Origin of the sequence: Streptomyces fungicidicus (assembly GCF_003665435.1) — a bacterium.
GTDB classification, from domain to species: domain Bacteria; phylum Actinomycetota; class Actinomycetes; order Streptomycetales; family Streptomycetaceae; genus Streptomyces; species Streptomyces fungicidicus.
The window spans coordinates 4,558,438-4,584,467 of the sequence record NZ_CP023407.1 but is presented as its reverse complement, the minus strand read 5'-3'; the positions used below and the strand labels follow the sequence as shown (position 1 = coordinate 4,584,467).

The 26,030-nt window shown below is 67.3% G+C and carries 22 protein-coding genes and 4 tRNA genes; 7 read left to right on the top strand and 19 right to left on the bottom strand.

Going from position 1 to position 26,030, the window contains the following annotated elements:
• Positions 1-76 precede the first annotated feature (76 nt).
• From CNQ36_RS21030 to CNQ36_RS20980, 10 genes are all read right to left on the bottom strand, one after another.
• Entirely contained in the window at positions 77-3,976 is a 3,900-nt protein-coding gene (locus tag CNQ36_RS21030; RefSeq protein ID WP_004927345.1) for a DNA-directed RNA polymerase subunit beta', read from the bottom strand.
• Positions 3,977-4,070: 94 nt separating this feature from the next.
• On the bottom strand, positions 4,071-7,556 hold the full coding sequence (gene rpoB, locus CNQ36_RS21025) for a DNA-directed RNA polymerase subunit beta (protein ID WP_121547144.1): 3,486 nt from the start codon (positions 7,554-7,556) through the stop codon (positions 4,071-4,073).
• A 582-nt stretch (positions 7,557-8,138) separates the two neighbouring features.
• On the bottom strand, positions 8,139-8,522 hold the full coding sequence (rplL, locus tag CNQ36_RS21015; protein ID WP_004927351.1) for a 50S ribosomal protein L7/L12: 384 nt from the start codon (positions 8,520-8,522) through the stop codon (positions 8,139-8,141).
• 132 nt (positions 8,523-8,654) lie between these two features.
• Positions 8,655-9,185, bottom strand: coding sequence for a 50S ribosomal protein L10 (gene rplJ / locus CNQ36_RS21010; RefSeq protein ID WP_004927352.1), 531 nt, complete (start codon positions 9,183-9,185; stop codon positions 8,655-8,657).
• 304 nt (positions 9,186-9,489) lie between these two features.
• On the bottom strand, positions 9,490-10,446 hold the full coding sequence (locus CNQ36_RS21005; RefSeq protein WP_040906350.1) for an SCO4651 family lipoprotein: 957 nt from the start codon (positions 10,444-10,446) through the stop codon (positions 9,490-9,492).
• A 167-nt stretch (positions 10,447-10,613) separates the two neighbouring features.
• Positions 10,614-11,339, bottom strand: coding sequence for a 50S ribosomal protein L1 (gene rplA / locus CNQ36_RS21000; protein ID WP_121547143.1), 726 nt, complete (start codon positions 11,337-11,339; stop codon positions 10,614-10,616).
• An 84-nt stretch (positions 11,340-11,423) separates the two neighbouring features.
• The gene (rplK, locus tag CNQ36_RS20995) at positions 11,424-11,858 is read right to left on the bottom strand and encodes a 50S ribosomal protein L11 (RefSeq protein WP_004927359.1); all 435 of its coding nucleotides are present in this window, start codon (positions 11,856-11,858) and stop codon (positions 11,424-11,426) included.
• A 168-nt stretch (positions 11,859-12,026) separates the two neighbouring features.
• Positions 12,027-12,884, bottom strand: coding sequence for a transcription termination/antitermination protein NusG (gene nusG / locus CNQ36_RS20990; protein WP_004927360.1), 858 nt, complete (start codon positions 12,882-12,884; stop codon positions 12,027-12,029).
• Positions 12,885-12,964: 80 nt separating this feature from the next.
• Positions 12,965-13,252: a preprotein translocase subunit SecE gene (secE, locus tag CNQ36_RS20985; RefSeq protein WP_004927364.1), complete on the bottom strand. Its 288-nt coding sequence runs from the start codon at positions 13,250-13,252 to the stop codon at positions 12,965-12,967.
• 107 nt (positions 13,253-13,359) lie between these two features.
• Positions 13,360-13,432, bottom strand: a tRNA-Trp gene (locus CNQ36_RS20980).
• A gap of 284 nt (positions 13,433-13,716) precedes the next feature.
• Between CNQ36_RS20980 and CNQ36_RS20975 the strand changes: the two genes are divergently transcribed.
• The gene (locus CNQ36_RS20975; RefSeq protein ID WP_163013318.1) at positions 13,717-14,943 is read left to right on the top strand and encodes a pyridoxal phosphate-dependent aminotransferase; all 1,227 of its coding nucleotides are present in this window, start codon (positions 13,717-13,719) and stop codon (positions 14,941-14,943) included.
• Positions 14,944-15,067: 124 nt separating this feature from the next.
• On the top strand, positions 15,068-16,108 hold the full coding sequence (locus tag CNQ36_RS20970) for an adenosine deaminase (RefSeq protein ID WP_004927368.1): 1,041 nt from the start codon (positions 15,068-15,070) through the stop codon (positions 16,106-16,108).
• Between the two features lie 18 nt (positions 16,109-16,126).
• Here the strand turns inward: CNQ36_RS20970 and CNQ36_RS20965 are convergent, their stop codons facing one another.
• The 6 genes from CNQ36_RS20965 to CNQ36_RS20940 all read right to left on the bottom strand — a co-directional run bounded on the left by CNQ36_RS20965 (position 16,127) and on the right by CNQ36_RS20940 (position 18,689).
• Positions 16,127-17,182 carry a UDP-N-acetylmuramate dehydrogenase gene (locus tag CNQ36_RS20965; protein WP_121547141.1) on the bottom strand — a complete coding sequence of 352 codons (1,056 nt, stop codon included), beginning with the start codon at positions 17,180-17,182 and terminating at the stop codon, positions 16,127-16,129.
• A gap of 52 nt (positions 17,183-17,234) precedes the next feature.
• Entirely contained in the window at positions 17,235-17,663 is a 429-nt protein-coding gene (locus tag CNQ36_RS20960; protein ID WP_004927372.1) for a MaoC family dehydratase, read from the bottom strand.
• A gap of 8 nt (positions 17,664-17,671) precedes the next feature.
• A complete protein-coding gene (locus CNQ36_RS20955; protein WP_004927375.1) occupies positions 17,672-18,124 on the bottom strand; it encodes a MaoC family dehydratase N-terminal domain-containing protein in 453 nt (150 codons plus the stop codon).
• 119 nt (positions 18,125-18,243) lie between these two features.
• The gene (gene rpmG, locus CNQ36_RS20950; RefSeq protein ID WP_003948671.1) at positions 18,244-18,408 is read right to left on the bottom strand and encodes a 50S ribosomal protein L33; all 165 of its coding nucleotides are present in this window, start codon (positions 18,406-18,408) and stop codon (positions 18,244-18,246) included.
• 88 nt (positions 18,409-18,496) lie between these two features.
• Positions 18,497-18,569 (bottom strand) — tRNA-Met (locus tag CNQ36_RS20945).
• Between the two features lie 47 nt (positions 18,570-18,616).
• A tRNA-Thr gene (locus tag CNQ36_RS20940) sits at positions 18,617-18,689 on the bottom strand.
• Positions 18,690-18,890: 201 nt separating this feature from the next.
• On the opposite strand from CNQ36_RS20940, the gene CNQ36_RS20935 reads away from it, so the two are divergent.
• Both CNQ36_RS20935 and CNQ36_RS20930 read left to right on the top strand, forming a co-directional pair.
• Positions 18,891-20,156: an amidohydrolase family protein gene (locus CNQ36_RS20935; protein WP_121547140.1), complete on the top strand. Its 1,266-nt coding sequence runs from the start codon at positions 18,891-18,893 to the stop codon at positions 20,154-20,156.
• 63 nt (positions 20,157-20,219) lie between these two features.
• Entirely contained in the window at positions 20,220-20,876 is a 657-nt protein-coding gene (locus tag CNQ36_RS20930) for an NAD(P)H-binding protein (protein WP_121547139.1), read from the top strand.
• A gap of 7 nt (positions 20,877-20,883) precedes the next feature.
• Here the strand turns inward: CNQ36_RS20930 and CNQ36_RS20925 are convergent, their stop codons facing one another.
• Together CNQ36_RS20925 and CNQ36_RS34795 are read right to left on the bottom strand one after the other, a co-directional pair.
• Complete coding sequence (locus CNQ36_RS20925; RefSeq protein ID WP_121547138.1) at positions 20,884-21,096, bottom strand: hypothetical protein; 213 nt, start codon at positions 21,094-21,096, stop codon at positions 20,884-20,886.
• Positions 21,097-21,195: 99 nt separating this feature from the next.
• Positions 21,196-21,302 (bottom strand) — tRNA-Tyr (locus CNQ36_RS34795).
• A 735-nt stretch (positions 21,303-22,037) separates the two neighbouring features.
• On the opposite strand from CNQ36_RS34795, the gene CNQ36_RS20920 reads away from it, so the two are divergent.
• From CNQ36_RS20920 to CNQ36_RS20910, 3 genes are all read left to right on the top strand, one after another.
• Positions 22,038-23,516 carry an RNA-directed DNA polymerase gene (locus CNQ36_RS20920; protein WP_121547137.1) on the top strand — a complete coding sequence of 493 codons (1,479 nt, stop codon included), beginning with the start codon at positions 22,038-22,040 and terminating at the stop codon, positions 23,514-23,516.
• Positions 23,517-24,008: an SLATT domain-containing protein gene (locus tag CNQ36_RS20915; RefSeq protein WP_121547136.1), complete on the top strand. Its 492-nt coding sequence runs from the start codon at positions 23,517-23,519 to the stop codon at positions 24,006-24,008.
• Positions 24,009-24,101: 93 nt separating this feature from the next.
• The gene (locus CNQ36_RS20910; RefSeq protein WP_121547135.1) at positions 24,102-24,890 is read left to right on the top strand and encodes a GntR family transcriptional regulator; all 789 of its coding nucleotides are present in this window, start codon (positions 24,102-24,104) and stop codon (positions 24,888-24,890) included.
• Here the strand turns inward: CNQ36_RS20910 and CNQ36_RS20905 are convergent.
• The gene (locus CNQ36_RS20905; protein ID WP_121547134.1) at positions 24,874-25,884 is read right to left on the bottom strand and encodes an NsdA family TPR-like regulatory protein; all 1,011 of its coding nucleotides are present in this window, start codon (positions 25,882-25,884) and stop codon (positions 24,874-24,876) included. The two genes, CNQ36_RS20910 and CNQ36_RS20905, sit on opposite strands and share 17 nt — an antisense overlap.
• Between the last annotated feature and the right edge of the window lie 146 nt (positions 25,885-26,030).

The following is a 26,030-nucleotide window of genomic DNA, read 5'->3' as shown; positions in this document are numbered from 1 at the left end:
ACGGGACCCCCGGACAACGCCGAGGGGCGGCCACCCCTCACGGAGTGACCGCCCCTCACAGCGTCGGACCTACGCCTTACTGGTTGTACGGACCGTAGTCGTAGTCCTCCAGCGGAACGGCCTGGCCGGAGCCCGTGCCGAACGGCGAGTAGTCGATGTCGTCGTAGCCGACGGCCGAGTACATCGCGGCCTTGGCCTCCTCGGTCGGCTCGACCCGGATGTTGCGGTAGCGGGACAGACCCGTACCGGCCGGGATGAGCTTACCGATGATGACGTTCTCCTTGAGGCCGATGAGGCTGTCGGACTTGGCGTTGATCGCCGCGTCCGTCAGGACTCGGGTCGTCTCCTGGAAGGAGGCGGCCGACAGCCAGGATTCCGTCGCCAGCGAGGCCTTGGTGATACCCATCAGCTGCGGACGACCGGAGGCCGGGTGACCGCCCTCCTGGACCACACGACGGTTCTCGGTCTCGAACTTCGAGCGCTCGACCAGCTCGCCGGGCAGCAGCTCGGCGTCGCCGGACTCGATGATCGTCACCCGGCGCAGCATCTGCCGGATGATGATCTCGATGTGCTTGTCGTGGATCGACACACCCTGCGAGTTGTAGACCTTCTGGACCTCGCCGACCAGGTGGACCTGGACGGCACGCTGACCCAGGATGCGCAGCACGTCGTGCGGGTTGGTGGCACCCACGGTGAGCTGCTGGCCCACCTCGACGTGCTCGCCCTCGCCGACCAGGACCTTGGCACGCTTCGAGATCGGGTACGCCGTCTCGTCGCTGCCGTCGTCCGGGGTGACGACGAGCTTCTTGGTCTTCTCCGTCTCCTCGATCCGCACGCGGCCGGAGGCCTCGGAGATCGGGGCGACACCCTTCGGGGTACGGGCCTCGAAGAGCTCGACGACACGCGGCAGACCCTGGGTGATGTCGTCACCGGCCACACCACCGGTGTGGAAGGTACGCATCGTCAGCTGGGTGCCGGGCTCACCGATGGACTGGGCGGCGATGATGCCGACCGCCTCACCGATGTCGACCAGCTTGCCGGTGGCCAGCGAACGGCCGTAGCACATCGCGCAGGTGCCGACGTGGGACTCGCAGGTCAGGATCGAACGGGTCTTGACCTCCTCGACACCGTGCCGCACGAGCTGGTCGATGAGCACGTCGCCCAGGTCCACGTTGGCCGGCGCGATCACCTTGCCGTCGATGACGACGTCCTGGGCGAGCATGCGGGCGTAGACGCTGGTCTCGACGTCACCGGCCTTGCGGAGCGTGCCGTCGGCGTCGCGCGAGGCGATCCGCAGCTTCAGACCGCGGTCGGTGCCGCAGTCCTCCTCGCGGATGATGACGTCCTGGGAGACGTCGACCAGACGACGGGTGAGGTAACCCGAGTCGGCGGTACGCAGGGCGGTGTCCGCCAGACCCTTACGGGCACCGTGCGTGGAGATGAAGTACTCCAGCACGGACAGGCCCTCACGGAACGACGCCTTGATCGGACGCGGGATCGTCTCGTTCTTCGCGTTCGACACCAGACCACGCATACCGGCGATCTGACGCATCTGCATCATGTTGCCTCGTGCACCCGAGTTCACCATCATGAAGATCGGGTTGGTCTTCGGGAAGTTGTCGTTCATCGCCTCGGCGACCTCGTTGGTCGCCTTGGTCCAGATCGCGATGAGCTCCTGCGTGCGCTCGTCCTTGGTGATCAGACCGCGCTCGTACTGCTTCTGGACCTTCTCGTCCTGCGCCTCGTAGCCGCGGACGATCTCCTTCTTCGCCTCGGGAACGACGACGTCGGAGATGGCCACGGTCACGCCGGAACGGGTGGCCCAGAAGAAGCCGGACGCCTTCAGGTTGTCGAGCGTCGCCGCCACGATGACCTTCGGGTAGCGCTCGGCGAGGTCGTTGACGATCTCGGAGAGCTGCTTCTTGCCGACCTCGTAGTCGACGAACGGGTAGTCCTCGGGCAGCAGCTCGTTGAAGAGCGCGCGGCCCAGCGTGGTGTTCAGCCGGAAGCTGTCACCCTGCTGCCACTCGGGCTCGCCCTCCTCGCGCGCCGGCGGGGTCCAGCCGCGCGGCGGGATGGTGCCGACCGGGAAGCGGACGTCGATCCTCGACTGGAGCGACAGCTCGCCCGCGTCGAAGGCCATGATCGCCTCGGCGACCGAGGCGAAGGAACGGCCCTCGCCCTTGAGGTCGCGCATCTCGCCGTCGGTGGTGAGGAAGAACAGACCGAGGACCATGTCCTGGGTCGGCATCGTCACCGGGCGGCCGTCGGCCGGCTTGAGGATGTTGTTCGAGGACAGCATCAGGATGCGGGCCTCGGCCTGGGCCTCCGCGGACAGCGGCAGGTGCACGGCCATCTGGTCGCCGTCGAAGTCCGCGTTGAACGCGGTGCAGACGAGCGGGTGGATCTGGATGGCCTTGCCCTCGACCAGCTGCGGCTCGAAGGCCTGGATGCCGAGGCGGTGCAGCGTGGGCGCACGGTTCAGCAGAACCGGGTGCTCCGCGATGACCTCTTCCAGCACGTCGTACACGACCGTGCGGCCGCGCTCGACCATGCGCTTGGCCGACTTGATGTTCTGCGCGTGGTTCAGGTCGACCAGGCGCTTCATCACGAACGGCTTGAAGAGCTCCAGCGCCATCGCCTTCGGCAGACCGCACTGGTGCAGCTTCAGCTGCGGGCCGACGACGATCACGGAACGCGCCGAGTAGTCGACTCGCTTGCCGAGCAGGTTCTGACGGAAGCGGCCCTGCTTGCCCTTGAGCATGTCGGACAGCGACTTCAGCGGACGGTTGCCGGGGCCCGTCACCGGGCGGCCGCGGCGGCCGTTGTCGAAGAGCGCGTCGACGGCCTCCTGGAGCATGCGCTTCTCGTTGTTCACGATGATCTCGGGCGCGCCGAGGTCGAGAAGCCGCTTCAGGCGGTTGTTGCGGTTGATCACACGGCGGTACAGGTCGTTCAGGTCGGAGGTCGCGAAGCGGCCACCGTCCAGCTGCACCATCGGACGCAGGTCCGGCGGGATGACCGGCACGCAGTCCAGCACCATGCCCTTGGGGCTGTTGCTGGTCTGCAGGAACGCGGAGACGACCTTGAGGCGCTTGAGCGCACGGGTCTTCTTCTGGCCCTTGCCGGTACGGATGATCTCGCGGAGGCGCTCGGCCTCCTCCTCGAGGTCGAAGGACTCCAGGCGCTTCTGCAGCGCCGCGGCACCCATCGAACCGTCGAAGTACGTGCCGAAGCGGTCGCGCAGCTCGCGGTAGAGCAGCTCGTCGCCCTCGAGGTCCTGGACCTTGAGGTTCTTGAACCGGTTCCACACCTCGTCGAGGCGGTCGATCTCGCGCTGCGCGCGGTCGCGCAGCTGCTTCATCTCGCGCTCGGCGCCCTCGCGCACCTTGCGGCGCACATCGGCCTTGGCGCCCTCGGCCTCGAGCTCGGCCAGGTCGGTCTCGAGCTTCTTGGCGCGGGCCTCGAGGTCGGCGTCGCGGCGGTTCTCGACCTGCTGGCGCTCGACGGAGACGTGCGCCTCCAGCGAGGGCAGGTCGCGGGTGCGGCGCTCCTCGTCGACGTACGTGATCATGTACGCCGCGAAGTAGATGACCTTCTCCAGGTCCTTCGGGGCGAGGTCGAGCAGGTAGCCCAGGCGCGACGGGACGCCCTTGAAGTACCAGATGTGCGTGACGGGCGCGGCCAGTTCGATGTGGCCCATCCGCTCACGGCGCACCTTGGCGCGCGTGACCTCGACGCCACAGCGCTCACAGATGATGCCCTTGAAGCGGACGCGCTTGTACTTGCCGCAGTAGCACTCCCAGTCCCGGGTCGGACCGAAGATCTTCTCGCAGAAGAGTCCGTCCTTTTCGGGCTTGAGCGTGCGGTAGTTGATCGTCTCGGGCTTCTTGACCTCGCCGTGGCTCCACTGACGGATGTCGTCAGCGGTGGCCAGACCGATCCGGAGCTCGTCGAAGAAGTTGACGTCGAGCACTATGCGTCAATCCCTCTCAGGGTTGTAAGTCATGGGGTCTGAAACGGGGGTCCTGGGGCCGGCGGCCTTCACGGGGAAGGCCGCCGGACTCCCGTCAGACCTCTTCGACGCTGCTCGGCTCGCGCCGGGACAGGTCGATGCCAAGCTCCTCCGCAGCGCGGAAGACGTCCTCGTCGGTGTCACGCATCTCGATGGACATACCGTCGCTGGACAGCACCTCCACGTTGAGGCACAGGGACTGCATCTCCTTGATGAGCACCTTGAAGGACTCGGGGATGCCGGGCTCGGGGATGTTCTCGCCCTTGACGATGGCCTCGTAGACCTTCACGCGGCCGGTGACGTCGTCGGACTTGATGGTCAGCAGCTCCTGGAGGGCGTAGGCGGCGCCGTACGCCTCGAGTGCCCACACCTCCATCTCGCCGAACCGCTGGCCACCGAACTGAGCCTTACCACCCAGCGGCTGCTGGGTGATCATGGAGTACGGACCGGTCGAGCGGGCGTGCAGCTTGTCGTCGACCAGGTGGTGCAGCTTCAGGATGTACATGTAGCCGACCGAGATCGGCTCCGGGAACGGCTCACCCGAGCGGCCGTCGTACAGCCGCGCCTTGCCGGACGGGAGCACCATGCGCTCGCCGTCGCGGTTCGGGATGGTGTGCTGGAGCAGACCCGCGAGCTCGTCCTCACGCGCACCGTCGAAGACCGGGGTGGCGACGTTGGTGCCGGGCTCGACCTTGTCGGCGCCGATGACCTGGAGCCGCTCGGCCCACTCCTCCGCGAGGCCGGAAACGTCCCAGCCGCGGCTGGCGAGCCAGCCGAGGTGGATCTCCAGGACCTGTCCCGGGTTCATTCGGGACGGCACACCCAGCGGGTTGAGGATGATGTCGACCGGGGTGCCGTCCTCGAGGAACGGCATGTCCTCGATCGGGTTGATCTTGGAGATGACACCCTTGTTGCCGTGCCGGCCGGCGAGCTTGTCACCGTCGGTGATCTTGCGCTTCTGCGCGACGTAGACGCGCACCAGCTGGTTCACACCGGGGGGAAGCTCGTCGCCCTCCTCGCGGTCGAAGACGCGCACGCCGATGACCTTGCCGGTCTCGCCGTGCGGCACCTTCAGCGAGGTGTCACGGACCTCACGGGCCTTCTCACCGAAGATCGCGCGGAGCAGGCGCTCCTCGGGGGTCAGCTCGGTCTCGCCCTTGGGCGTGACCTTGCCGACGAGGATGTCGCCGGCGATGACCTCGGCGCCGATGCGGATGATGCCGCGCTCGTCGAGGTCGGCGAGGACCTCCTCGGAGACGTTCGGGATGTCCCGGGTGATCTCCTCGGGGCCGAGCTTGGTGTCACGGGCGTCGACCTCGTGCTCCTCGATGTGGATCGAGGAGAGGACGTCGTCCTGCACGAGGCGCTGCGACAGGATGATCGCGTCCTCGTAGTTGTGACCCTCCCACGGCATGAACGCCACGAGCAGGTTCTTGCCGAGGGCCATCTCGCCGTTCTGCGTGGCGGGACCGTCGGCGAGGACCTGGCCGGTGATGATCCGGTCGCCCTCGTTGACGATGACCTTCTGGTTGACCGAGGTGCCCTGGTTGGACCGGGAGAACTTGGCCAGGCGGTACGTGATGTACGTGCCGTCGTCGTTGGCGGTGGTGATGTAGTCCGCGGAGACCTCCTGGACCACACCGTCCTTCTCGGCCTTGACCACGTCGCCGGCGTCGACCGCGGAGCGGTACTCCATGCCGGTGCCGACGAGCGGGGACTCGCTCTTGATGAGCGGCACGGCCTGACGCATCATGTTCGCGCCCATGAGGGCGCGGTTGGCGTCGTCGTGCTCGAGGAACGGGATCATGGCGGTCGCGACCGACACCATCTGGCGCGGCGAGACGTCCATGTAGTCGACCTCGTCACCGGGGACGTAGTCGACCTCGCCGCCGCGGCGGCGGACCAGGATGCGGTTCTCGACGAAGCGCATCTCGTCGTTGAGCGGCGCGTTGGCCTGCGCGATGACGAAGCGGTCCTCCTCGTCGGCGGTCAGGTAGTCGACCTCGTCGGTGACCTGGCCGTCGACGACCTTGCGGTACGGCGTCTCGATGAAGCCGAACGGGTTGATCCGGCCGTACGAGGCGAGCGAGCCGATCAGACCGATGTTCGGGCCTTCCGGCGTTTCGATCGGGCACATGCGGCCGTAGTGCGACGGGTGCACGTCGCGGACCTCGAAGCCGGCCCGCTCACGGGAGAGACCACCCGGGCCGAGGGCGTTCAGACGACGCTTGTGCGTCAGCCCCGACAGCGGGTTGTTCTGGCCCATGAACTGGGACAACTGGCTGGTGCCGAAGAATTCCTTGATGGAGGCGACGACCGGCCGGATGTTGATCAGGGTCTGCGGCGTGATCGCCTCGACGTCCTGGGTGGTCATGCGCTCGCGCACGACGCGCTCCATACGGGCGAGACCCGTACGGACCTGGTTCTGGATCAGCTCGCCGACGTTGCGGATACGACGGTTGCCGAAGTGGTCGATGTCGTCGGTCTCGACGATGATCGAGCGGCCGGAGCCGCCGACCGTCTCGGTCTCACCGGCGTGCAGCTGCACCAGGTACTTGATGGTGGCGATGATGTCGTCGGTGGTGAGCACGCCGGCGTCCAGCGGCTCGTCCCCGCCGAGCTTCTTGTTCACCTTGTAGCGGCCGACCTTGGCCAGGTCGTAGCGCTTGGGGTTGAAGTAGAGGTTCTCCAGCAGCGTCTGCGCGGCCTCGCGGGTCGGGGGCTCGCCCGGGCGCAGCTTGCGGTAGATGTCGAGCAGCGCGTCGTCCTGGCCCTGGGTGTGGTCCTTCTCCAGGGTGGCGCGCATGGACTCGTACTCGCCGAACTCCTCGAGGATCTGCTCGGTGGTCCAGCCGAGCGCCTTGAGCAGGACGGTGACGGACTGCTTGCGCTTGCGGTCGATGCGGACACCGACCATGTCGCGCTTGTCGATCTCCATCTCGAGCCAGGCACCCCGGGACGGGATGATCTTGGCGGAGAAGATGTCCTTGTCGGACGTCTTGTCGATGCTGGAGTCGAAGTAGACACCGGGCGAACGGACGAGCTGCGACACCACGACACGCTCGGTGCCGTTGATGACGAAGGTGCCCTTGTTCGTCATGAGCGGGAAGTCGCCCATGAAGACGGTCTGGGACTTGATCTCGCCGGTCTCGTTGTTGGTGAACTCGGCGGTGACGAAGAGCGGGGCCGCGTACGTGAAGTCGCGCTCCTTGCACTCGTCGATGGAGTTCTTCGGCGGCTCGAAGCGGTGGTCGCGGAAGGTCAGCGACATCGACCCGGAGAAGTCCTCGATCGGGGAGATCTCTTCGAAGATCTCCTCCAGACCGGACTTGGTGGGGACGTCGTGTCCGCTCTCGAGAGCCTCCTCGACCCGACTCTGCCAGGCGGTGTTGCCGAGCAGCCAGTCAAAGCTCTCGGTCTGCAGCGCGAGCAGGTTCGGAACCTCGAGAGGCTCCTTGATCTTTGCAAAGGAAATGCGCAGCGGGGCGGTGCTGGCGCCGTTGTTCGTATTCGCGGTCGAGGCGTTGCGCGAGGCGGCCAAGAGGGGGTCCTTCCGAGGGCTCGGACTCACTACGCGCGTACCGGCCCCCCACTGGGCAGAGAGACAGATATCCCAGGTCAGAGATGATCTAGTCGTCCATGCTCGAGTGAGGGCATGCCCCTGGTGACGGGCAGGGGACAGCTAACAGGCAGCGCAAAGGGTCAGTGTAGCCACTTGGCACACTGATGTCCAATGCCGGTTTACGAAGCCGGTGGTGGCCCTCGTTCTCATCAACTCCTGCGACAAGGCGCTGCCCTCAACGCACGTTGATACTGCCCTCTTTGCCGTCGATCCATGCCTCGGATTCGGATCCTTGTGACGACGCGTCCTGAGAATTGCGCGCTGCGTGCGGTTCGTCAAGGGCCCTCCGGCCGGAACCGCCCACCACCAGGTGAATCCTCGTGGCCCCCCGGAGGCACAACGAAGATCACCATACCCCCCGCCGTCCCGGGTGCAAGGCAGCCGCCGCAGGACCCTCCGATACGCCGAGGAGCGACCACCCGGTTGGATGATCGCTCCTCAGCGCTTGAGCGTTACACGTCCCTGGGGACGTGCAGCGGGCCCCGTGGGACCCGGAAGGTCTTACTTGACCTCGACGGAGGCGCCGGCGCCCTTGAGGGACTCGGCGGCCTTCTCGGCGGCGTCCTTGGCGACCTTCTCGAGGACGGGCTTCGGGGCGCCGTCCACGAGGTCCTTGGCCTCCTTCAGACCCAGGGAGGTCAGCTCACGCACGACCTTGATGACCTGGATCTTCTTGTCGCCGGCACCGGTGAGGATGACGTCGAACTCGTCCTTCTCCTCCTCGGCCGGGGCGGCCGGGCCACCCTGGGCCGGGCCCGCGACGGCGACGGCCGCGGCGGCGGTGACGTCGAACTTCTCCTCGAAGGCCTTCACGAACTCGGAGAGCTCGATGAGGGTCATCTCCTCGAACTGGGCAAGCAGGTCTTCCTGGCTGAGCTTCGCCATGATGGCGGTCCTTCCACTAAATCGGCAGGTGCCGGATGTACGGGGTGAGGCGGGCGTACGTCGGGCCCGCATCGACCCTCACCTCGCGCGGTGCGCGCACCTCACGCGGCGAGGATCGGAAAGCGAGCCGAATTACTCGGCACCGCCCTGCTCGTCCTGCTTGGCACGGAGCGCGTCCACGGTGCGGACGAGCTTCGAGGGAAGCGCCTGGAAGAGCTGAGCAGTCTGCGTCTGCTTGCCCTTGAAGGCGCCCGCCAGCTTGGAGAGCAGAACCTCGCGGGACTCGAGGTCCGCGAGCTTCTTGATCTCGTCGGCGGACATCGCCTTGCCATCAAGGACACCGCCCTTGATGACGAGATTCGGGTTGTCCTTGGCGAAGTCACGAAGACCCTTCGCCGACTCCACCGGGTCACCGGTGACGAAGGCGACCGCCGTCGGGCCAGCGAAGAGCTGGTCGTCGAGCGTGATCCCGGCCTCGTTGGCCGCAATCTTGGTCAGCGTGTTCTTCACCACGGCGTACTGGGCGTTCTCACCGAGCGAACGGCGCAGCGTCTTGAGCTGCGCCACGGTGAGACCGCGGTACTCGGTCAGCACGGCGGCGTTGGAGCTGCGGAACTTGTCCGTCAGCTCGGCAACCGCGGCAGCCTTGTCGGGCCTCGCCATAGAGCCTCGGCCTCCTTCCGGGTGATTCGGACCGCGCGGACCCGAAGGAGGACTGGGGAAAACGAAACGCCCCGGGCGCAGGCGCACGGGGCGTAGCTCAACCGGTCACTCGCGTACTCGCGGCAGCGAGCTCCGGGAACTCTTCCACTGACACCTGCGCGGGTCGTCCGCAGTTCAGCGGATCCTTCGGCCACCGCGCCCTCTGACGAGCGCACGGCAACGACCAGCGGTCTTTGGCTTCCGTGGAAGAGTACGCGAACGGATCGGCGTCAGGCAAATCGGCCGATCGGGAGCATCGCGAGCGTCAGGAGCTCAGGCCGGCCTCGGAGTCCGCGCCCAGGTCCTCCAGCTCGGACAGCATCTCCATCAGGTCGAGCGTGTCCTTCGCCGGCGGGGCCTGGACCTCGGCCTTGGCGCCGTAGTCGGAGTAGTCGGCCTTCATGTTCATCGTGCCCTGCGGCATCTTCATGCCGACGACCATCCGGACCGGGTAGTTGTCCTCGTTGACCCAGACCTCGGTGTCGTAGCCCTTCAGGCCGGTCTTCTCGACGTTGGCGATCAGTTCCTCGCGCTCCTTGGCGGAGAGCAGGCCGTCGGTCGACTTGTTGGCGTCGAGCATCTCCTCGAAGCTCAGCGTGCCCTTGTAGTGCTGCGTCTGCGCGCCGTCGATCTTCTGCGGACCCACGTGCTTCAGGTTCGGCGACTCCAGCAGCAGGGCGAGCTGCTGCGCCGGGTCCTGGTTCATGTTCTCCAGGCCGCCGGTCATCTGCTTCTGCATCTCGGCGTCGCCGGACGCCTCGGCGATGGCGGCGAAGTCCATCTTCATCCAGCGCTTGCCGTCCATCTCGGCGGCCTGCTTCGCGCCCATGTCCATGTACATGACGTTGTCGAGCATGATCATGCGGATCTGCTCGGGGGCGTCCGGGTCGCCCTCCGTGAGCGCGGAGCCCTTCATGGTGACGTCCATGACGGCCGGGTCCCAGCCCTGCACGCCGGAGATCTCCATGGTGCCGCCGCCGTCCACCCCGGCCGGCATCGTCATCGTCATACGGACCTTGGAGGACTTGGCCTCCGAGGTGTTCTTGAAGGCGGCCTGGAGGACCTCGGTCATCTCGTTCTGCGTCTGGACCTTGGAGTCCGCGGAGCCGGCGGCCTTCTTCTTCGTCCCGTCCCCGTCACCGTCCTGACAGCCCGCCACGCCCACGACGACGGCCGCGGCCGTCAGACACACACCCGCGCGCTTCCATGCGGCCATGCCCATGAATCCCACCCCTGTTGTTTCGCTGTGCCACGTCTGTGAATGCAAAGAAACGGTAACCCACCCCACTGACACTGTCGTACGAAAAAACCCGTCCCCACGCCTCGGTCGAGGCGTGGGGACGGGTTCCTTGCGGCAGTGCGCAGGGCCGGTCAGCCGGCCCGCCCGGCTCAGACGGCGGCCGGGTCCTCCTCGACGAGGAGGTTGCGGGTGCGGTTGGAGTCCAGCGGGATGCCGGGACCCATCGTGGTGGTGATGGCGGCCTTCTTGATGTAACGGCCCTTGGCGGCCGACGGCTTCAGACGGAGGATCTCCTCCAGCGCCGCGGCGTAGTTCTCCACCAGCTTGGCGTCGTCGAACGACGTCTTGCCGATGATGAAGTGCAGGTTCGAGTGCTTGTCGACGCGGAACTCGATCTTGCCGCCCTTGATGTCGTTGACGGCCTTGGTGACGTCCGGGGTCACGGTGCCGGTCTTCGGGTTCGGCATCAGGCCACGGGGACCGAGCACGCGGCCGAGGCGGCCGACCTTGCCCATGAGGTCCGGGGTGGCGACGACGGCGTCGAAGTCCAGACGGCCCTTCGACACCTCGTCGATCAGCTCGTCGGCGCCGACGATGTCGGCGCCCGCGGCACGCGCGGCCTCGGCACGGTCACCGGTCGCGAAGACCAGGACCCGGGCGGTCTTACCGGTGCCGTGCGGGAGGTTCACGGTGCCACGGACCATCTGGTCGGCCTTGCGCGGGTCGACACCCAGACGGAAGGCGACCTCGACGGTGCCGTCGAACTTGGTCGTGGACGTCTCCTTGGCGAGACGGACGGCCTCGAGCGGGGCGTACAGCTTCTCCCGGTCGATCTTGGCGTCCGCAGCGCGGAGAGACTTGCTGCGCTTGCTCACTGAAAGCTCCTGTGAATTGTCGAGGAGTCGTGGTCCGGGCCGAGCCGGCCCTTCCACTACTGCTTGGCTTTACGGGGGTGGAGGTCAGCCCTCGACCGTGACGCCCATGGAACGGGCGGTGCCGGCGATGATCTTCTCGGCGGCGTCCAGGTCGTTGGCGTTGAGGTCGGGCATCTTGGTGGTGGCGATCTCACGGACCTGGTCACGCGTGATCTTCGCGACCTTGGTCTTGTGCGGCTCGCCGGAGCCCTTCTCCACACCCGCGGCCTTGAGGATCATCTTGGCGGCCGGCGGGGTCTTGGTGACGAAGGTGAAGGAACGGTCCTCGTAGACCGTGATCTCCACCGGGATGACCCAGCCGCGCTGCGACTCGGTCGCGGCGTTGTAGGCCTTGCAGAACTCCATGATGTTCACGCCGTGCTGACCCAGCGCGGGGCCGACCGGCGGAGCCGGGTTCGCGGCACCGGCCTGGATCTGGAGCTTGATGAGCCCCGTGACCTTCTTCTTCTTGGGAGGCATGACTCTCCGGGTCCTTTCGATTCGGGTCCTGCCGGCGTCAGGGGGACAACCCGGACGCAGGCATACCGCACAACGATAACGGGTATGGATGCGCGGCCAAAAACCGAGCAGGTCAGGCGAACGTGCGACCGTTCACCTGACCTGCTCGGACGCTGTGTGCCAGAAGGGCTAGTTCTTCTGGATCTGGTCGAAGGAGAGCTCGACCGGGGTCTCCCGGCCGAAGATCTCCACCAGGCCCTTGACCTTCTTGGAGTCGGGGTTGATCTCGTTGATGGTCGCCTGCAGCGTGGCGAACGGGCCGTCGGTGACGGTGACCGAGTCGCCGACCTCGAAGTCCAGCACCTGGACCTCGACCTTGCGCTGCGGGGCCGGCTTGCCCTCGGCCTCGGCCGCCTCGCGGGCGGCCTTCTCCTCGGCCTCCGGGGCGAGCATCTTGACGATCTCGTCCAGCGTCAGCGGGTACGGGTCGTAGGCGTTGCCCACGAAGCCGGTGACACCGGGGGTGTTGCGGACGACGCCCCAGGACTCGTTCGTCAGGTCCATGCGGACCAGGACGTAGCCCGGGAGCTTGTTCTGCTTGATCGTCTTGCGGTCGCCGTTCTTGATCTGGACGACCTCTTCCTGCGGCACCTCGGCCTGGAAGATGTAGTCCTCGACGTTCAGCGAGACGGCGCGCTGCTCCAGGTTGGTCTTCACCCGGTTCTCGTAGCCCGCGTAGGTGTGGATGACGTACCACTCGCCGGGCAGCGTCCGCAGTTCCTCGCGGAGCTTCTCGACGGGGTCGCGGTCGTCCTCGGGCTCCTCGGCAGCTTCCGCGGCCTCGGTGGTCTCGTCCGCCTCGGCGCCCTCGTCCTCGGGGGTCTCGTCCTCGGAGGACTCGTCCGCGGTGGTGTCGGCAGCCTCGGCCTCGGCGGAGGCCTCGGTGTCCTCGACGTCCGCGCCCTCGACGGCGGCGAGCGCGTCCTCGGCGGACTCGGCCCCTTCGCCGTAAGGCTCGACGGCGTCGTTCACGTTCGGGTCAGACACGGTGGCTGCTTCTTCCTGGATACAAGGGGTGGAACATGCGAAAAGGAGCGCCGGATACCTCGGCGCTCTTCGCTCTCGGCTCAGCCGAAGACGTACTTGGCTGCGTGACTGAGGCCATAGTCGATCAGGGTGATCAGACCGATCATCAGCACGACGAAGACGATCACGGCGGTCGTGTACGACGTCAGCTGGTTGCGGGTGGGCCAGACGACCTTGCGGAGCTCCGCGATGATCTGGCGGTAGAAGAGCGCGAGGCGCTTCAGCGGGCCCTTCTTGGCCCGCTTGCCGCCCTTGCGGTTCTTCTTCTTGGAGTCCGGCGCTTCGTCCTGGGCATCAGGCATGTCGATGGAGCCCACGGCGTCCGTCACTCGTCCTCACCTGATTCCGGGTCGTGGCCGTGCCGCGCCCGGTTTGAGCCGCACGGCGGTGCATTGCTGTACGTACATGCGCACACATCCTGGCAAGGTGTGTGTAGCAGGGCCGGAGGGACTTGAACCCCCAACCGCTGGTTTTGGAGACCAGTGCTCTACCAATTGAGCTACGACCCTTTGTGCGTTCCCCAACGTACCGCATCCGACCGGGTGCTTGGTGTGCACCGGTTGAGTGCGGGCCGCTGAAGGCCAACGAGTGGAGAGTGTACGTGTTCCGGGGCCGGGCGTCGAACAGAAAGTGCCTGGGAAGGGCCGTCCCGGCGGAAGATCGGCGGAAGATCGTCCTGGCCGCGGGGTCCCGGCGGGCTCGATCCGGACTGGTGTTCAAGGGTTTGCCCGGTGTTGTTCAGTCTGTGAAACCCCCGTGCCGCGTGGGTTTCCGGTCTGAAACGATGGACCCCATGAGCGCTGCAACCCCTCCCACCGAGCGCCGGGTCTCCGCCCGAGTCGGCGCGATCTCCGAGTCCGCCACCCTCGCCGTGGACGCCAAGGCCAAGGCCCTCAAGGCCGCCGGGCGACCGGTGATCGGCTTCGGCGCCGGTGAGCCCGACTTCCCGACGCCGGACTACATCGTCGAGGCCGCGATCGAGGCCTGCAAGAACCCGAAGTACCACCGCTACACGCCGGCCGGCGGTCTGCCCGAGCTGAAGAACGCGATCGCCGCCAAGACGCTGCGCGACTCCGGCTACGAGGTCGACCCGTCGCAGATCCTGGTCACCAACGGCGGCAAGCAGGCCATCTACCAGGCCTTCGCCGCGATCCTGGACCCGGGCGACGAGGTCATCGTCCCGGCGCCGTACTGGACGACGTACCCCGAGTCGATCCGGCTGGCCGGCGGTGTCCCGGTCGAGGTCGTCGCCGACGAGACGACCGGCTACCGGGTGAGCGTGGAGCAGCTGGAGGCGGCCCGCACGGAGAAGACGAAGGTCGTCCTCTTCGTCTCCCCCTCGAACCCGACCGGCGCGGTGTACGGCGAGGCCGAGACCGAGGCGATCGGCCGCTGGGCCGCCGAGCACGGCCTGTGGGTGATGACGGACGAGATCTACGAGCACCTGGTCTACGGCGACGCCGTCTCCGTGTCGCTGCCCGCGCTCCTGCCCGAGCTGCGCGACAAGTGCATCGTGGTCAACGGTGTCGCGAAGACGTACGCGATGACGGGCTGGCGGGTGGGCTGGATCATCGGCCCGAAGGACGTGGTGAAGGCCGCGACCAACCTGCAGTCGCACGCCACGTCGAACGTCTCCAACGTCGCCCAGGTGGCCGCCCTCGCCGCCGTCTCCGGTGACCTGGACGCGGTCGCGAAGATGCGGGAGGCCTTCGACCGCCGGCGGAAGACCATCGTGCGGATGCTCAACGAGATCGACGGCGTGGTCTGCCCGGAGCCCGAGGGCGCGTTCTACGTCTACCCCTCGGTGAAGGCGCTGATCGGCAAGGAGATCCGGGGCAGGCGGCCGCAGGACTCGGTCGAGCTGGCGGCGCTCATCCTGGAGGAGGCCGAGGTCGCGGTGGTGCCCGGTGAGGCGTTCGGCACGCCCGGCTATCTGCGGCTGTCGTACGCGCTGGGCGACGAGGACCTCGTCGAGGGCGTGAGCCGGATCCAGAAGCTGCTCGCGGAGGCGCGGGACTGACGTCCTCCTTCCGCTTCAGGGGCGCCCGGACACCCGTCCGGGCGCCCCTGTTCCTTTGTGCGAGCAAGACCACGAATGGTGAAAGCGCTACCGGGACGGGCGGGGCGTGCGGCAGGATCCTCGAATGGAGCGTGTACGTGATGTCTCTGAACTGCCGAAAGCCCATCTCCACCTGCACTTCACCGGATCGATGCGGCCCACCACCCTGCTGGAGCTGGCCGACAAGTACGGCGTGCGGCTGCCCGAGGCGCTGACCGACGCGCTGACCAGCGGGGAACCGCCGAGACTGCGCGCCACGGACGAGCGCGGCTGGTTCCGCTTCCAGCGGCTGTACGACGCGGCGCGCTCGTGCCTGCGCCGGCCCGAGGACATCCAGCGGCTGGTCCGGGAGGCGGCGGAGGAGGAGGTGCGGGACGGATCCGGCTGGCTGGAGATCCAGGTCGACCCGACGTCGTACGCGCCCCGGCTGGGCGGGCTGATCCCGGCGCTGGAGATCATCCTGGACGCGGTGGACTCGGCGGCCCGGGACACCGGGATCGGGATGCGGGTGGTGGTGGCCGCCAACCGGATGAAGCACCCGCTGGACGCGCGCACGCTGGCCCGGCTGGCGGTGCGGTACGCGGACCGGGGAGTCGTGGGCTTCGGCCTCTCCAACGACGAGCGGCGCGGGATGGCCCGCGACTTCGACCGCGCGTTCGCGATCGCGCGGGACGGCGGGCTGCTGTCCGCGCCGCACGGCGGCGAGCTGGCGGGGCCCTCCTCGGTGCGGGACTGCCTGGACGACCTGGAGGCGCACCGCATCGGGCACGGGGTGCGGGCGGCGGACGACCCGCGGCTGCTGCGGCGGCTGGCGGACCGTCAGGTGACGTGCGAGGTGTGCCCGGCGTCGAACGTGGCACTGGGCGTGTACGAGAAGCCCGAGGACGTCCCCCTGCGCACCCTGTTCGAGGCGGGCGTCCCGCTCGCCCTGGGCGCGGACGACCCCCTCCTCTTCGGCTCCCGCCTGGCCGCCCAGTACGAGTTCGCCCGCGCCCACCACGCCTTCACGGACGCGGAGCTGGCGGAACTGGCCCGCCAGTCGGTACGCGGCTCGGCGGCCCCGGAGGACACCAAGGCGAAACTCCTGTCGGGCGTGGACACCTGGCTCACGACCCCGGCCGCTTGATACGGGCGTGGGGCGTGTCTACAGGGTCACGCCCACCGTCACCGGTTCGTTGACCAGGGTGACGCCGAAGGCCTCCCGTACGCCGGCGACGACCTCGCGGGCGAGGGCCAGGAGGTCCTCCGTGGTCGCGTCCCCGCGGTTGGTGAGGGCGAGGGTGTGCTTGGTGGAGATGCGCGCCGGGCCGTGACCGTAGCCCTTGCCGAAGCCTGCCTTGTCGATCAGCCAGGCCGCGGAGGTCTTGGTGCGCCCCTCGCCCGCGGGATAGGCGGGGGCCTCGGCGCCGTCGCCGAGCCGCTCCCGCACCCGCGTGCGGAAGGCGGCGAACGCCTCGTCGTCGAGGATGGGGTTGGTGAAGAAGGAGCCCGCCGACCAGGTGTCGTGGTCCTCGGGGTCCAGGACCATGCCCTTGCCGGCCCGGAGACCCAGCACCGTCTCGCGGGCCGTGGCCAGCGGTACCCGCTCCCCCGGCGCGACGCCGAGGACCCGCGCCGTCTCGGCGTATCTGACGGGACCGGACAGACCGCCGGCGTCCTCCAGGGCGAAGCGCACGCGCAGCACGACATAGCGCTCGGGGTCGGACTTGAAGCGGCTGTGGCGGTAGGAGAAGGCGCACTCCTCGTTGCTCAGGGTGACGGTCTCCCGGGCCCGGCGGTCGTAGGCGACGACCTCGGTGATGGTGGAGGCGACCTCCTGGCCGTACGCCCCGACGTTCTGGATCGGGGTGGCGCCGGCCGAGCCGGGGATGCCGGCGAGGCACTCGACGCCGGCGAGGCCCGCCTCGACCGTGCGGGCGACGGCGTCGGTCCACACCTCGCCGGCCGCCAGCTCCAGCCGCGTGCCGTCCAGGGCGACGCCCTTGGTGGCGACGACGAGGGCGGTCCCGTCGAAGCCCTTGTCGCCGATGACCAGGTTGGAGCCGCCGCCGATGATCAGCAGGGGCGTGCCGCTGTCGTCGGCCTCGCGGACGACGGCGGTCACCTCGTCGTCGGTGGTCGCGGTGATCAGCCGGGTCGCGGGGCCGCCCAGCCGGAAGGTGGTCAGCGGGGCGAGGGGCGCGTCGTGGAGTTCCTGCACGGGCTCAAGACTACGAGACGGCGCCGACGGGCCCCGCCCCCGGACATCCGGCTCAGCCCAGCCGTACGACCGCCCGGGAGACCCCGAGGACCTTCTGGCCGGCGCTGGTCGCCGTGAGGTCGACACGGACCGTGTGGTCGTCGAGCTTGGCGGCGACCTTGCCGCTGACCTCGATGGTGGCGCCCTGTTCGTCGTCGGGGACGACGACCGGCCGGGTGAAGCGGACGCCGTACTCGACGACCGCGCCGGGGTCGCCCACCCAGTCCGTCACCACGCGGATCGCCTCGGCCATGGTGAACATGCCGTGCGCGATGACGTCGGGAAGGCCGACCTCCTTGGCGAACCTCTCGTTCCAGTGGATGGGGTTGAAGTCGCCGGAGGCGCCCGCGTACTGGACGAGGGTGGCCCGGGTCACGGGGAACGTCCGGGCCGGCAGCTCGGTGCCCACCTCGACGTCGGCGTAGGAGATCTTCGCCGTCATGGTCTTGTTCACGCCTCCTCGGCCGGGCGGGCCACCAGCTTGGTCCAGGCGGTCACGACGTGTTCGCCGTCCTGGTCGTGCACCTCACCGCGGATGTCCAGCACCTCGTTGCCCGCCATCGACCTGATCTTCTCGATGGTCGAGGTGACGGTGAGCCGGTCACCGGCGCGCACCGGACGGTTGTAGGCGAACTTCTGGTCGCCGTGCACCACCCGGCTGTAGTCGAGGCCCAGCTGCGGGTCGGCGACGACCTGGCCGGCGGCCTTGAAGGTGATCGAGAACACGAAGGTCGGCGGGGCGATCACATCGGGATGGCCGAGCGCCTTGGCGGCCTCGGCGTCCGTGTACGCCGGGTTGGCGTCCCGCACGGCCTCGGCGAACTCGCGGATCTTCTCCCGGCCCACTTCGTAGGGCTCGGTGGGCGGGTAGGTCCGCCCCACGAAGGACTGGTCGAGCGCCATGCGCGCGGCACCTCCTGTGTCTGCCTGTACCTGAACTGTCCGCCCGTAAGGGGCGGTGGTGGAGAAACGACACGAGGCCGCCCCCCGAGTGGGGGGACGGCCTCGTGTACGAGCCTGTTTTATCGCGTCTCGCGATGCGCGGTGTGCGCATTGCAACGCGGGCAGTGCTTCTTCATCTCAAGACGGTCCGGGTTGTTACGCCGGTTCTTCTTGGTGATGTAGTTCCGCTCCTTGCACTCCACGCAGGCCAGCGTGATCTTCGGGCGGACGTCGGTGGCAGCCACGTGAGTGCTCCTTGACGAACGGATTGACTGTATTTACGCAAAAAGAGTAGCCGATCGAAGGACCGACCCCGCAATCGGCTACTGTCTGTAGCGGTGACCGGACTTGAACCGGTGACACAGCGATTATGAGCCGCTTGCTCTACCGACTGAGCTACACCGCTTTGATGCGATTTGACTCCCGCCTCGCGACGGGAACCTCACACACCAGAGCCCCAAAACGGAATCGAACCGTTGACCTTCTCCTTACCATGGAGACGCTCTGCCGACTGAGCTATTGGGGCGAGCGATGAAGACATTACACGGTCCGCCGCCGTTCGCCCAAATCCGTTTCGGCGCCTCCTCCCCGGCGCCGCGGCCACGCCGGTACGACTATTGGGCGCCTCCCGGCGAGGGGCGGGCTGCCCGCCTAGGCTCGTCTCACTCTGCGTGATCTTGCCTGCGTGTCCCAGCCCTCCGTGCGCAGCCCGAGCCCCTGGAGCGCGATGACCGACAGCCGGCCGCAGCAGCCCTCCCCCTCCTGGTCGTCGCCCCCGGGCCAGGCCGGCCCGGCGCCCCTCCTGCTGTGCGGTGCGCGGCTCACCGACGGCAGGACCGTGGACGTACGGCTGGGCGGCGGGCGCATCGAGGCGGTCGGTACGGCCGGCAGCCTGGCGGCGGACGGCAGGCGCGCGTGCGGCACCCGGGTCGACCTCACCGGCCATCTGCTCCTGCCTGCCCCGGCCGAGGCCCACGCCCACGCGGACACCGCCCTGTCCGCCGCCGGCGACGGCCCCGTCCCGGACGACCCCGACGACGTGCGGCGCCGCGCGACGGAGGCGGCGCTGCTCCAGCTCGGGCACGGGGCGACGGCGTTGCGGGCCCACGTGCGCGTGGGCGATGTGGCCGGGCTGGGCGCGCTGACCGCCGTACTGCGGGCGCGGCGTTCGCTGCGGGGGCTGGCCGAGCTGACCACGGTGGCGGTGCCGCGGCTGCTGACCGGGGTGGCCGGGGCGGACGGGCTCGCGGTGCTGCGGGACGCGCTGAAGATGGGCGCGTCCGTGGTGGGCGGCTGTCCGGACATCGACCCCGATCCGGCGGGGTACGTGGAGGCGGTGCTGGAGGTCGCCGCCGAGCACGGCTGTCCCGTCGATCTGCACACGGACGCGGACGACCCGGCCCGCCTCTCCCGCATCGCGGCGATGGCCGGCGGGCTGCGGCCGGGCGTGGCGCTCGGTCCGTGCGGCGGTCTGGCCCGGCTGCCCGGGGAGGTGGCCGCACGGACCGCGGACCGGCTCGCGGCGGCCGGGGTCACGGTGGTGATCCTGCCGCAGGGCGGATGCGGCGCCGTGGACCGCCGGGGCGTCGCTCCGGTACGGCTGCTGCGGTCGGCGGGCGTGCGGGTGGCCGCCGGGAGCGGCGCCCTGCGCGACGTGTCCAACCCCGTGGGCCGGGGCGATCCGCTGGAAGCGGCGTACCTGCTGGCCTCCCGCCACGGGATGTCCCCCGAGGACGCCTACGCGGCGGTGAGCGCGTCGGCGCGGGCGGCGCTGGGGCTGCCCGAGGTGCGGGTGGAGGCGGGCTTCCCGGCCGAACTGCTGGCGGTCCGCGGGGACACGCTCTCCGGCGCGCTGTCCCTGGCCTACAGCCGTGTGGTGGTGCACGCGGGACGGGTGGTGGCGCGGACGAGCGCGGTGCGGGAGTACTGCGGTTCGGCGGCGGAGTCGGAGGGCGATCCGGGCCTGCCCCGGCAGGCGCGCGGTCCCACGTAGCGGCGGGCCGGCTCCGGGGGCGTCGCACGGCGGACGGGGCCGCCCCGGCGTACGGTCGGAGGCATGCGCATTGTCATCGCTGGTGGTCATGGTCAGATCGCGCTGCGGCTGGAGCGGCTGCTCGTCGCGCGCGGGGACGAGGCGGCGGGCATCATCCGCAAACCCGAACAGGCCGACGAACTGCGCGGGCTGGGGGCCGAGCCGATCGTGCTCGACCTGGAGTCGGCGTCGGTGGAGGAGGTCGCGGAGCGGCTGGAGGGCGCGGACGCGGCGGTGTTCGCGGCGGGCGCGGGCCCGGGCAGCGGAGTCGGCCGCAAGGAGACGGTGGACAAGGCGGCGGCGGTCCTCTTCGCCGACGCGGCCGTCCGCGCGGGCGTACGGCGTTTCGTGATCGTGTCGTCGATGGGCGCGGACCCGGCCCACGAGGGCGACGAGATCTTCGACGTGTATCTGCGCGCCAAGGGCGAGGCGGACGCTTATGTGCGCGGCCTGGACGCCCTGGACTGGACGGTTCTGCGCCCCGGGCAGCTCACCGACGACGCAGGAACCGGCCTGGTCCGTCTGGAGGCCCGCACGGGGCGCGGCCCGGTGCCGCGCGACGACGTGGCCGCCGTGCTGGCGGAGCTGGTGGACACCCCCGCGACGGCCGGGCTGACGCTGGAACTGATCAGCGGGGCCGCGCCGGTGTCGGTGGCGGTGAAGTCGGTGGCCGGTAACTGACGGGCCGCTAGAAGAGGGGCATCTGCCCGGGGAACTCGGGCACCGTGTAGCCGTCCAGCGACGGCTGTTCCGCCCCGAGCGGGGCGTGCCTGCGGGACCCGGGGCAGGACGTCAGTTCCCCGTTCCCCCGCGCGCCGGGCGGATCGTGACGCGCGTACCGTCCGGCGACGACGGCGATCTCACGACGGCACTCGGGGCAGGCGCGGCGACGGGACGACATGGAGCCAGTGTGCCCCGGTGAGCACCCTTGTTGAAGCGCCCGCCCCGTGCCACGCGAAGACCCCCTCCGATCACAGATCGAAGGGGGTCTCTCTCAGCGTGGCGGCGCCAGGATTCGAACCTGGGAAGGCTGAGCCGGCAGATTTACAGTCTGCGCGGCGCATCCGCCTTCACCAGCACTCTGTTGGTCACAGGCTGCATCCCGCCCCACAGCTGCCCCGCATAGGTCGCCTTGCACGTGTGATCACGTTGGCGAGCGATCACTCCATGACGGGAGGCCATCCAGGGGTAGGCACGACATCGCTGACGAAGTTGAGGACCCTCCAACCCGCCGCTGTGTCGTACCTCATCAGCAGCGGCACTGAGGCATAGGTTTCATTGGGCTTCAGCACGCCACCTGGAGGTACAGGCAGTAGTCGTACAAGCTCTACATCAGGTGCCACGATCTGCGGATGTACCTTCATCCCCCATCCTTCCCGGGTAACGGGAAGCGTTGCCTGCTCAACCTGCCGTTTGGCGAATGGGTGCCAAAGCGGATGCTGCACCGCAGCATCCGCGAACGCCTCAACTACTTGGTCCGGGTCGAACCCGTCAGACACCGCCCTGGCGCGCAAGGGTTGCAACCACGCCCGCGTCCAGCACCGCCGCAGCAGAGGGTCTACGGATACCCACGTCTGCCTCATGTTCTTCTCGACCCAGTAAGCCTCAGCAAACGACCAGGCTGCCCGGGCGACAGGAGCCTGAGCATCGATCGGCATCTCGCCATGAGAGTCCATCCGGGCATGATGACTCATCTCGGCAGGACGTGTGGTTTCATCGCTCAACGCGAGGGCCGAGTGATCGTCTACAGATCTACGCCTGAGTACGCGATCGTAGAGGCGCGCAGCGTCACAGGGGCCCCGCACCACCAGGGGGGCACTCGGGGGGAACGGGGGGTCAGCCATGTACGACGTCAATGCTCGCCTTAACGCCGCATTGCGCCTTCTCGTATCCGGACAAGAGTTTTCTGAGATTCCAGACATTGCCGCTTATGGAGACGTGCAGAGCCAATGGGAGGCCGGGCTACGGGATGAGCTTGCGGCCACCATCCGTGACGGCAATTGCACCCCGCGACACACTGAGATCGTGGACTATCCGAAAAGCGACATTGCGGTCCGCCCGCTGGCCCGATTCTCTGCGCGAGACAGACTTATCTATGATTCGCTGATTTTCGAGCTCGCGGCAGACCTGGACAACTTTCGCAAGGGACAGGTGTACAGCTACAGGTGGAATCACAGAATCGGTAGGCCGATATTCTGGAAAGACTCCTGGACTCTTATGAGAGAACGCGCGAAGCGAAAACTACGCAGCAATCGGGTGTTCAAATTAGCGACTACCGATGTATCTTCCTTCTACGAGCACATAGACATCGACCTACTAACAGACGACCTCTACCTGATATGCCAGAATGAAACCGCGATCAGGAACGTAAGCTCCTTCCTGAAAACTTTCCAGAACATCAACCATGCTTGGGGGCTTCCGCAGGGATCGGATGCTTCCGGGATTCTAGCGAATGCCTACTTGGCTCCAGTCGACGAGTACCTTGAGCGAAACGAGTTCCCCTTCTTCCGCTACTCAGACGACATCATGATCTTCCATGAAGACTGGAATGCGCTACGCGACGCCTTAGTTGACGTGAATAGAATATTCCGCTCAAAGAGGCTGACGATGTCGGCCCAGAAGACTAAAATTCTTGACTTCCCAGACGCCCTCGACACATTGAAGAACGCGCGCGAGTCTTCGATCGATCAGGCCCTTAGTACGGGTGATCCGGACGTAGACGAGGACATACGCGACTACTTCGACGACCTTGTACACGAGGAAAGACTCGACAGCAGTCGGATGAGGTTTGCCCTCAACAAGCTTCGCAGGTTGGGCGACGACTACGCGGTCGGGTGGTGCTTGGATAACCTTCGCTTCATGGCGCACGCAGCAAGGGAGATCTTTGCCTACTTCGCTGAATGCGCTCACCGGCAGCGAGAAATACAGCGCAAGCTCACCGATTTTCTCCTGTCATCCGAAAGCAGCAGTTACCCGTACATCGAACAGCGGATACTGCGCTACTTCGTACGTCTAGAGATCGGTAGCGAGAAGGCCAAAGGTGCCGCCTGGGACATCATGGAGGACAAGAATCGTGAGGAATTCCCTCGCGAATTCGCAGTGCGGTATCTAGGTATGAACGCGTCAGCGTCTGAAGCGCAACTACTCAGGCACAAATTCGAGGGCGAACCCAGTCACACTATGCGCCGCGCCTTACTGGTGGCACTCTACGAGTCAGGAAAACTCTCCGAACGCTATCTGAGGAATGTGGAGGATTCACTTCCCGAACTGCGTTGGACGTGCAGGTACCTTTCAGGGAATCCCAAGGTCACCACATCGTGAATGCGAGGCAACTTGAACAGTGAACAATACGACTCCGCCAAAGCTGAACTGGAACGGATGGAGGAGAACTGTTTGTATAGTGCGCAAGCATACTTTGAGGCCGCGAAGCGAGCGGAGCTTTGGGGACGCCTCATGATGTTTATTCCAGCTTGCACAGCGGCGGTTTCTGGCTTCCTGTCCGCCCTCAATCAAAGCGTCGTATGGAGTGCACTCTCGGCCGTATCAGGTTCGGTGGCAGCAACTGCCTCCTTCCTCGGAACCACGAAAAAAGCCGCTGACTTCGAATCCTCGGCCCGTTCTTATACTTCGCTCAGACATAAAATTCGCCTTGAGCTTGGTCTCCTTTCCATGGAGAGTGAGTGGCGCCAGACTCAAGAGCTGCTGCGTACCCTGAACTCTGCGTATACGCAGATAGTGTCGACCGACATACCGGTTCCGAATCGCTCCTTCAATCTCGCACGCAAAAGGATTCAGCGAGGCCTGGCGTCGTAGTCCGTCCGCCATCACGTTGCTATACGCCTCCAGCTCCGACGGACCTGAGGTTACGCTGGTACGCACCACAGCAGAACGGAGAGTGCTCCGCGCATGGGACCGAAGACGACCAAGGTCTACGAGACGCTTCGGGAGCGGCTGGCTGCCGGCGAGTACGCACCGGGCGACAAGCTTCCCTCTGAGCGTGCGCTCGTCGATGAACTCGGCATCGGCCGGACGGCGTTGCGGCAGGTGCTCGCGCGTCTCGTGGCTGAGGGCGCTTTGGAGGTTCGGGGCCGCAGTTCGTACCGGGTCCCCGGCGCAGTGAGCGTCAGGCGGCCTGAGGGGGTGGAGCCGTGGCGTATCCACGGTGAGCGCAATCTGTACGACAACCGATGGGTGAAGCTTCAACTCTGGGATGTGGAGCCGCCCGGTATGGAGTCGTTCGAGCATCACGTGGTGAAGCTGCACCACGTAGCCATCACCGCCGTTCTGGACGACCAGGACCGCGTGCTCATGATGTGGCGCTACCGCTTCGTACCCCAACAGTTCGGCTGGGAGCTCCCGGGCGGCATCGTTGACCCTGGCGAGGAACCAGCGGACACGGCTCTACGCGAAGTGGTCGAAGAGACCGGGTGGCGCCCGAAGACGCTGGAACACGTCGTGAGCTATCAGCCCATGGTCGGCATGGTCGACTCGCCTCACGAAATCTTCGTCGGCCACGGCGCGGAACGGGTCGGTGAACCGACCGACCTAGAGGAAGCCGGCCACATCGAGTGGGTCCCCCTCACAGACATTCCGGGGCTCATGGCCCGCGGTGAGCTGATGGGGTCCGGCACCCTCGTTGCCTTGCTCCACATCCTGGCCAACCGGCGCGCGCAGGGAATCACAGCCGCGCGCTGAGCATGTCGACACGACGGCGCTGCCGCACCGAACCGGTGCGGCCCGCCAGTAGCCGGGCCTGCCTCAAATGGGTGTGGGCGTCGTCGTACTCGGCTCGCGTCAAGTGCGCGTGCGCCAAGTCTGTATGCAGTCCAGCGCGCGCCCGGACGAACGACGGGTCCATGTCTTCCAGCGCTCCGTACAGACTCGTGACCGCGTCGCTGTCACCGAGCATGGCGAGCACGTTGCCTTGCCACCGGGCAAGGTGGGTGCCGTTTAAGAAGATGCTCAGCATGTCCGGGTCCCTGTCTTCCGGTCCTGCCGGGATGGTGGCCAGGGCCGCATCGAGCGCCCGTCGGGAGTCGTCCGGCATACCGGCGTATGCGCACATCTCCGCTTCGGCCGCATACAGCCACGCCCGCAACCGAGCGGAACTCGACTGGCCAACGGTGCGCCGCGCGTCCCGTACGAGGTCGACCCCGAGGGCAGGTCGACCGGCCTCACAGAGCACGTACGCCTGTTCCGCCATGGCGTGGGCCAGGTACATCGGAGCCTCAGCGTCACGCGCCGCTCGCTTCGCGAGTTCGTAGTGCCGCCACGCCCGTTCGACCGCTCCGGAGTCGATGGCCTGCCACGCTGCGAGGGTCGATGCACCTGCAAGGGCCAGGGCAACAGGTCGGCGTGCGGACGGCAGCACGGCGAAGTTGAGCGCGTCTTCCAGTGCGGCAAGGTGCCCTGTCATCTGGTCGACCAGACCAGCCGCGCCCCTCTGCCTGTCCATGGTGCGGAGCAACTCTGTCTGGTCGTTGAACGCCTGCACCATGGTCTCACCGACACTGCCGGCCGCGTCGATCCGGCTGAGCAGTTCGTCGTAGCCGTCGGCCGAAGCGGCCACCGGCGCCGGTGCAGCGCCGCCCCTCAGCTCCGCGTCAGTGACGCCAAGGAGCTTCCGCAGGATCCCCGCGTACCGGTCCGAGAGCGTGCGCTTCCCGTTCTCCCACTCCGACACGTACACGCGCAGGCTCGCGGTTGAGGCAACGTCCGTGACATTCCGCCGGGCGTACTGCTCAATTTCGCGAACCAGTCGCTCCTGAGACCAGCCGCGCGCCGTCCGGGCGCTTCGAAGTCCTGCGCTCACAGATCACCGTCCGACGGTTGAAG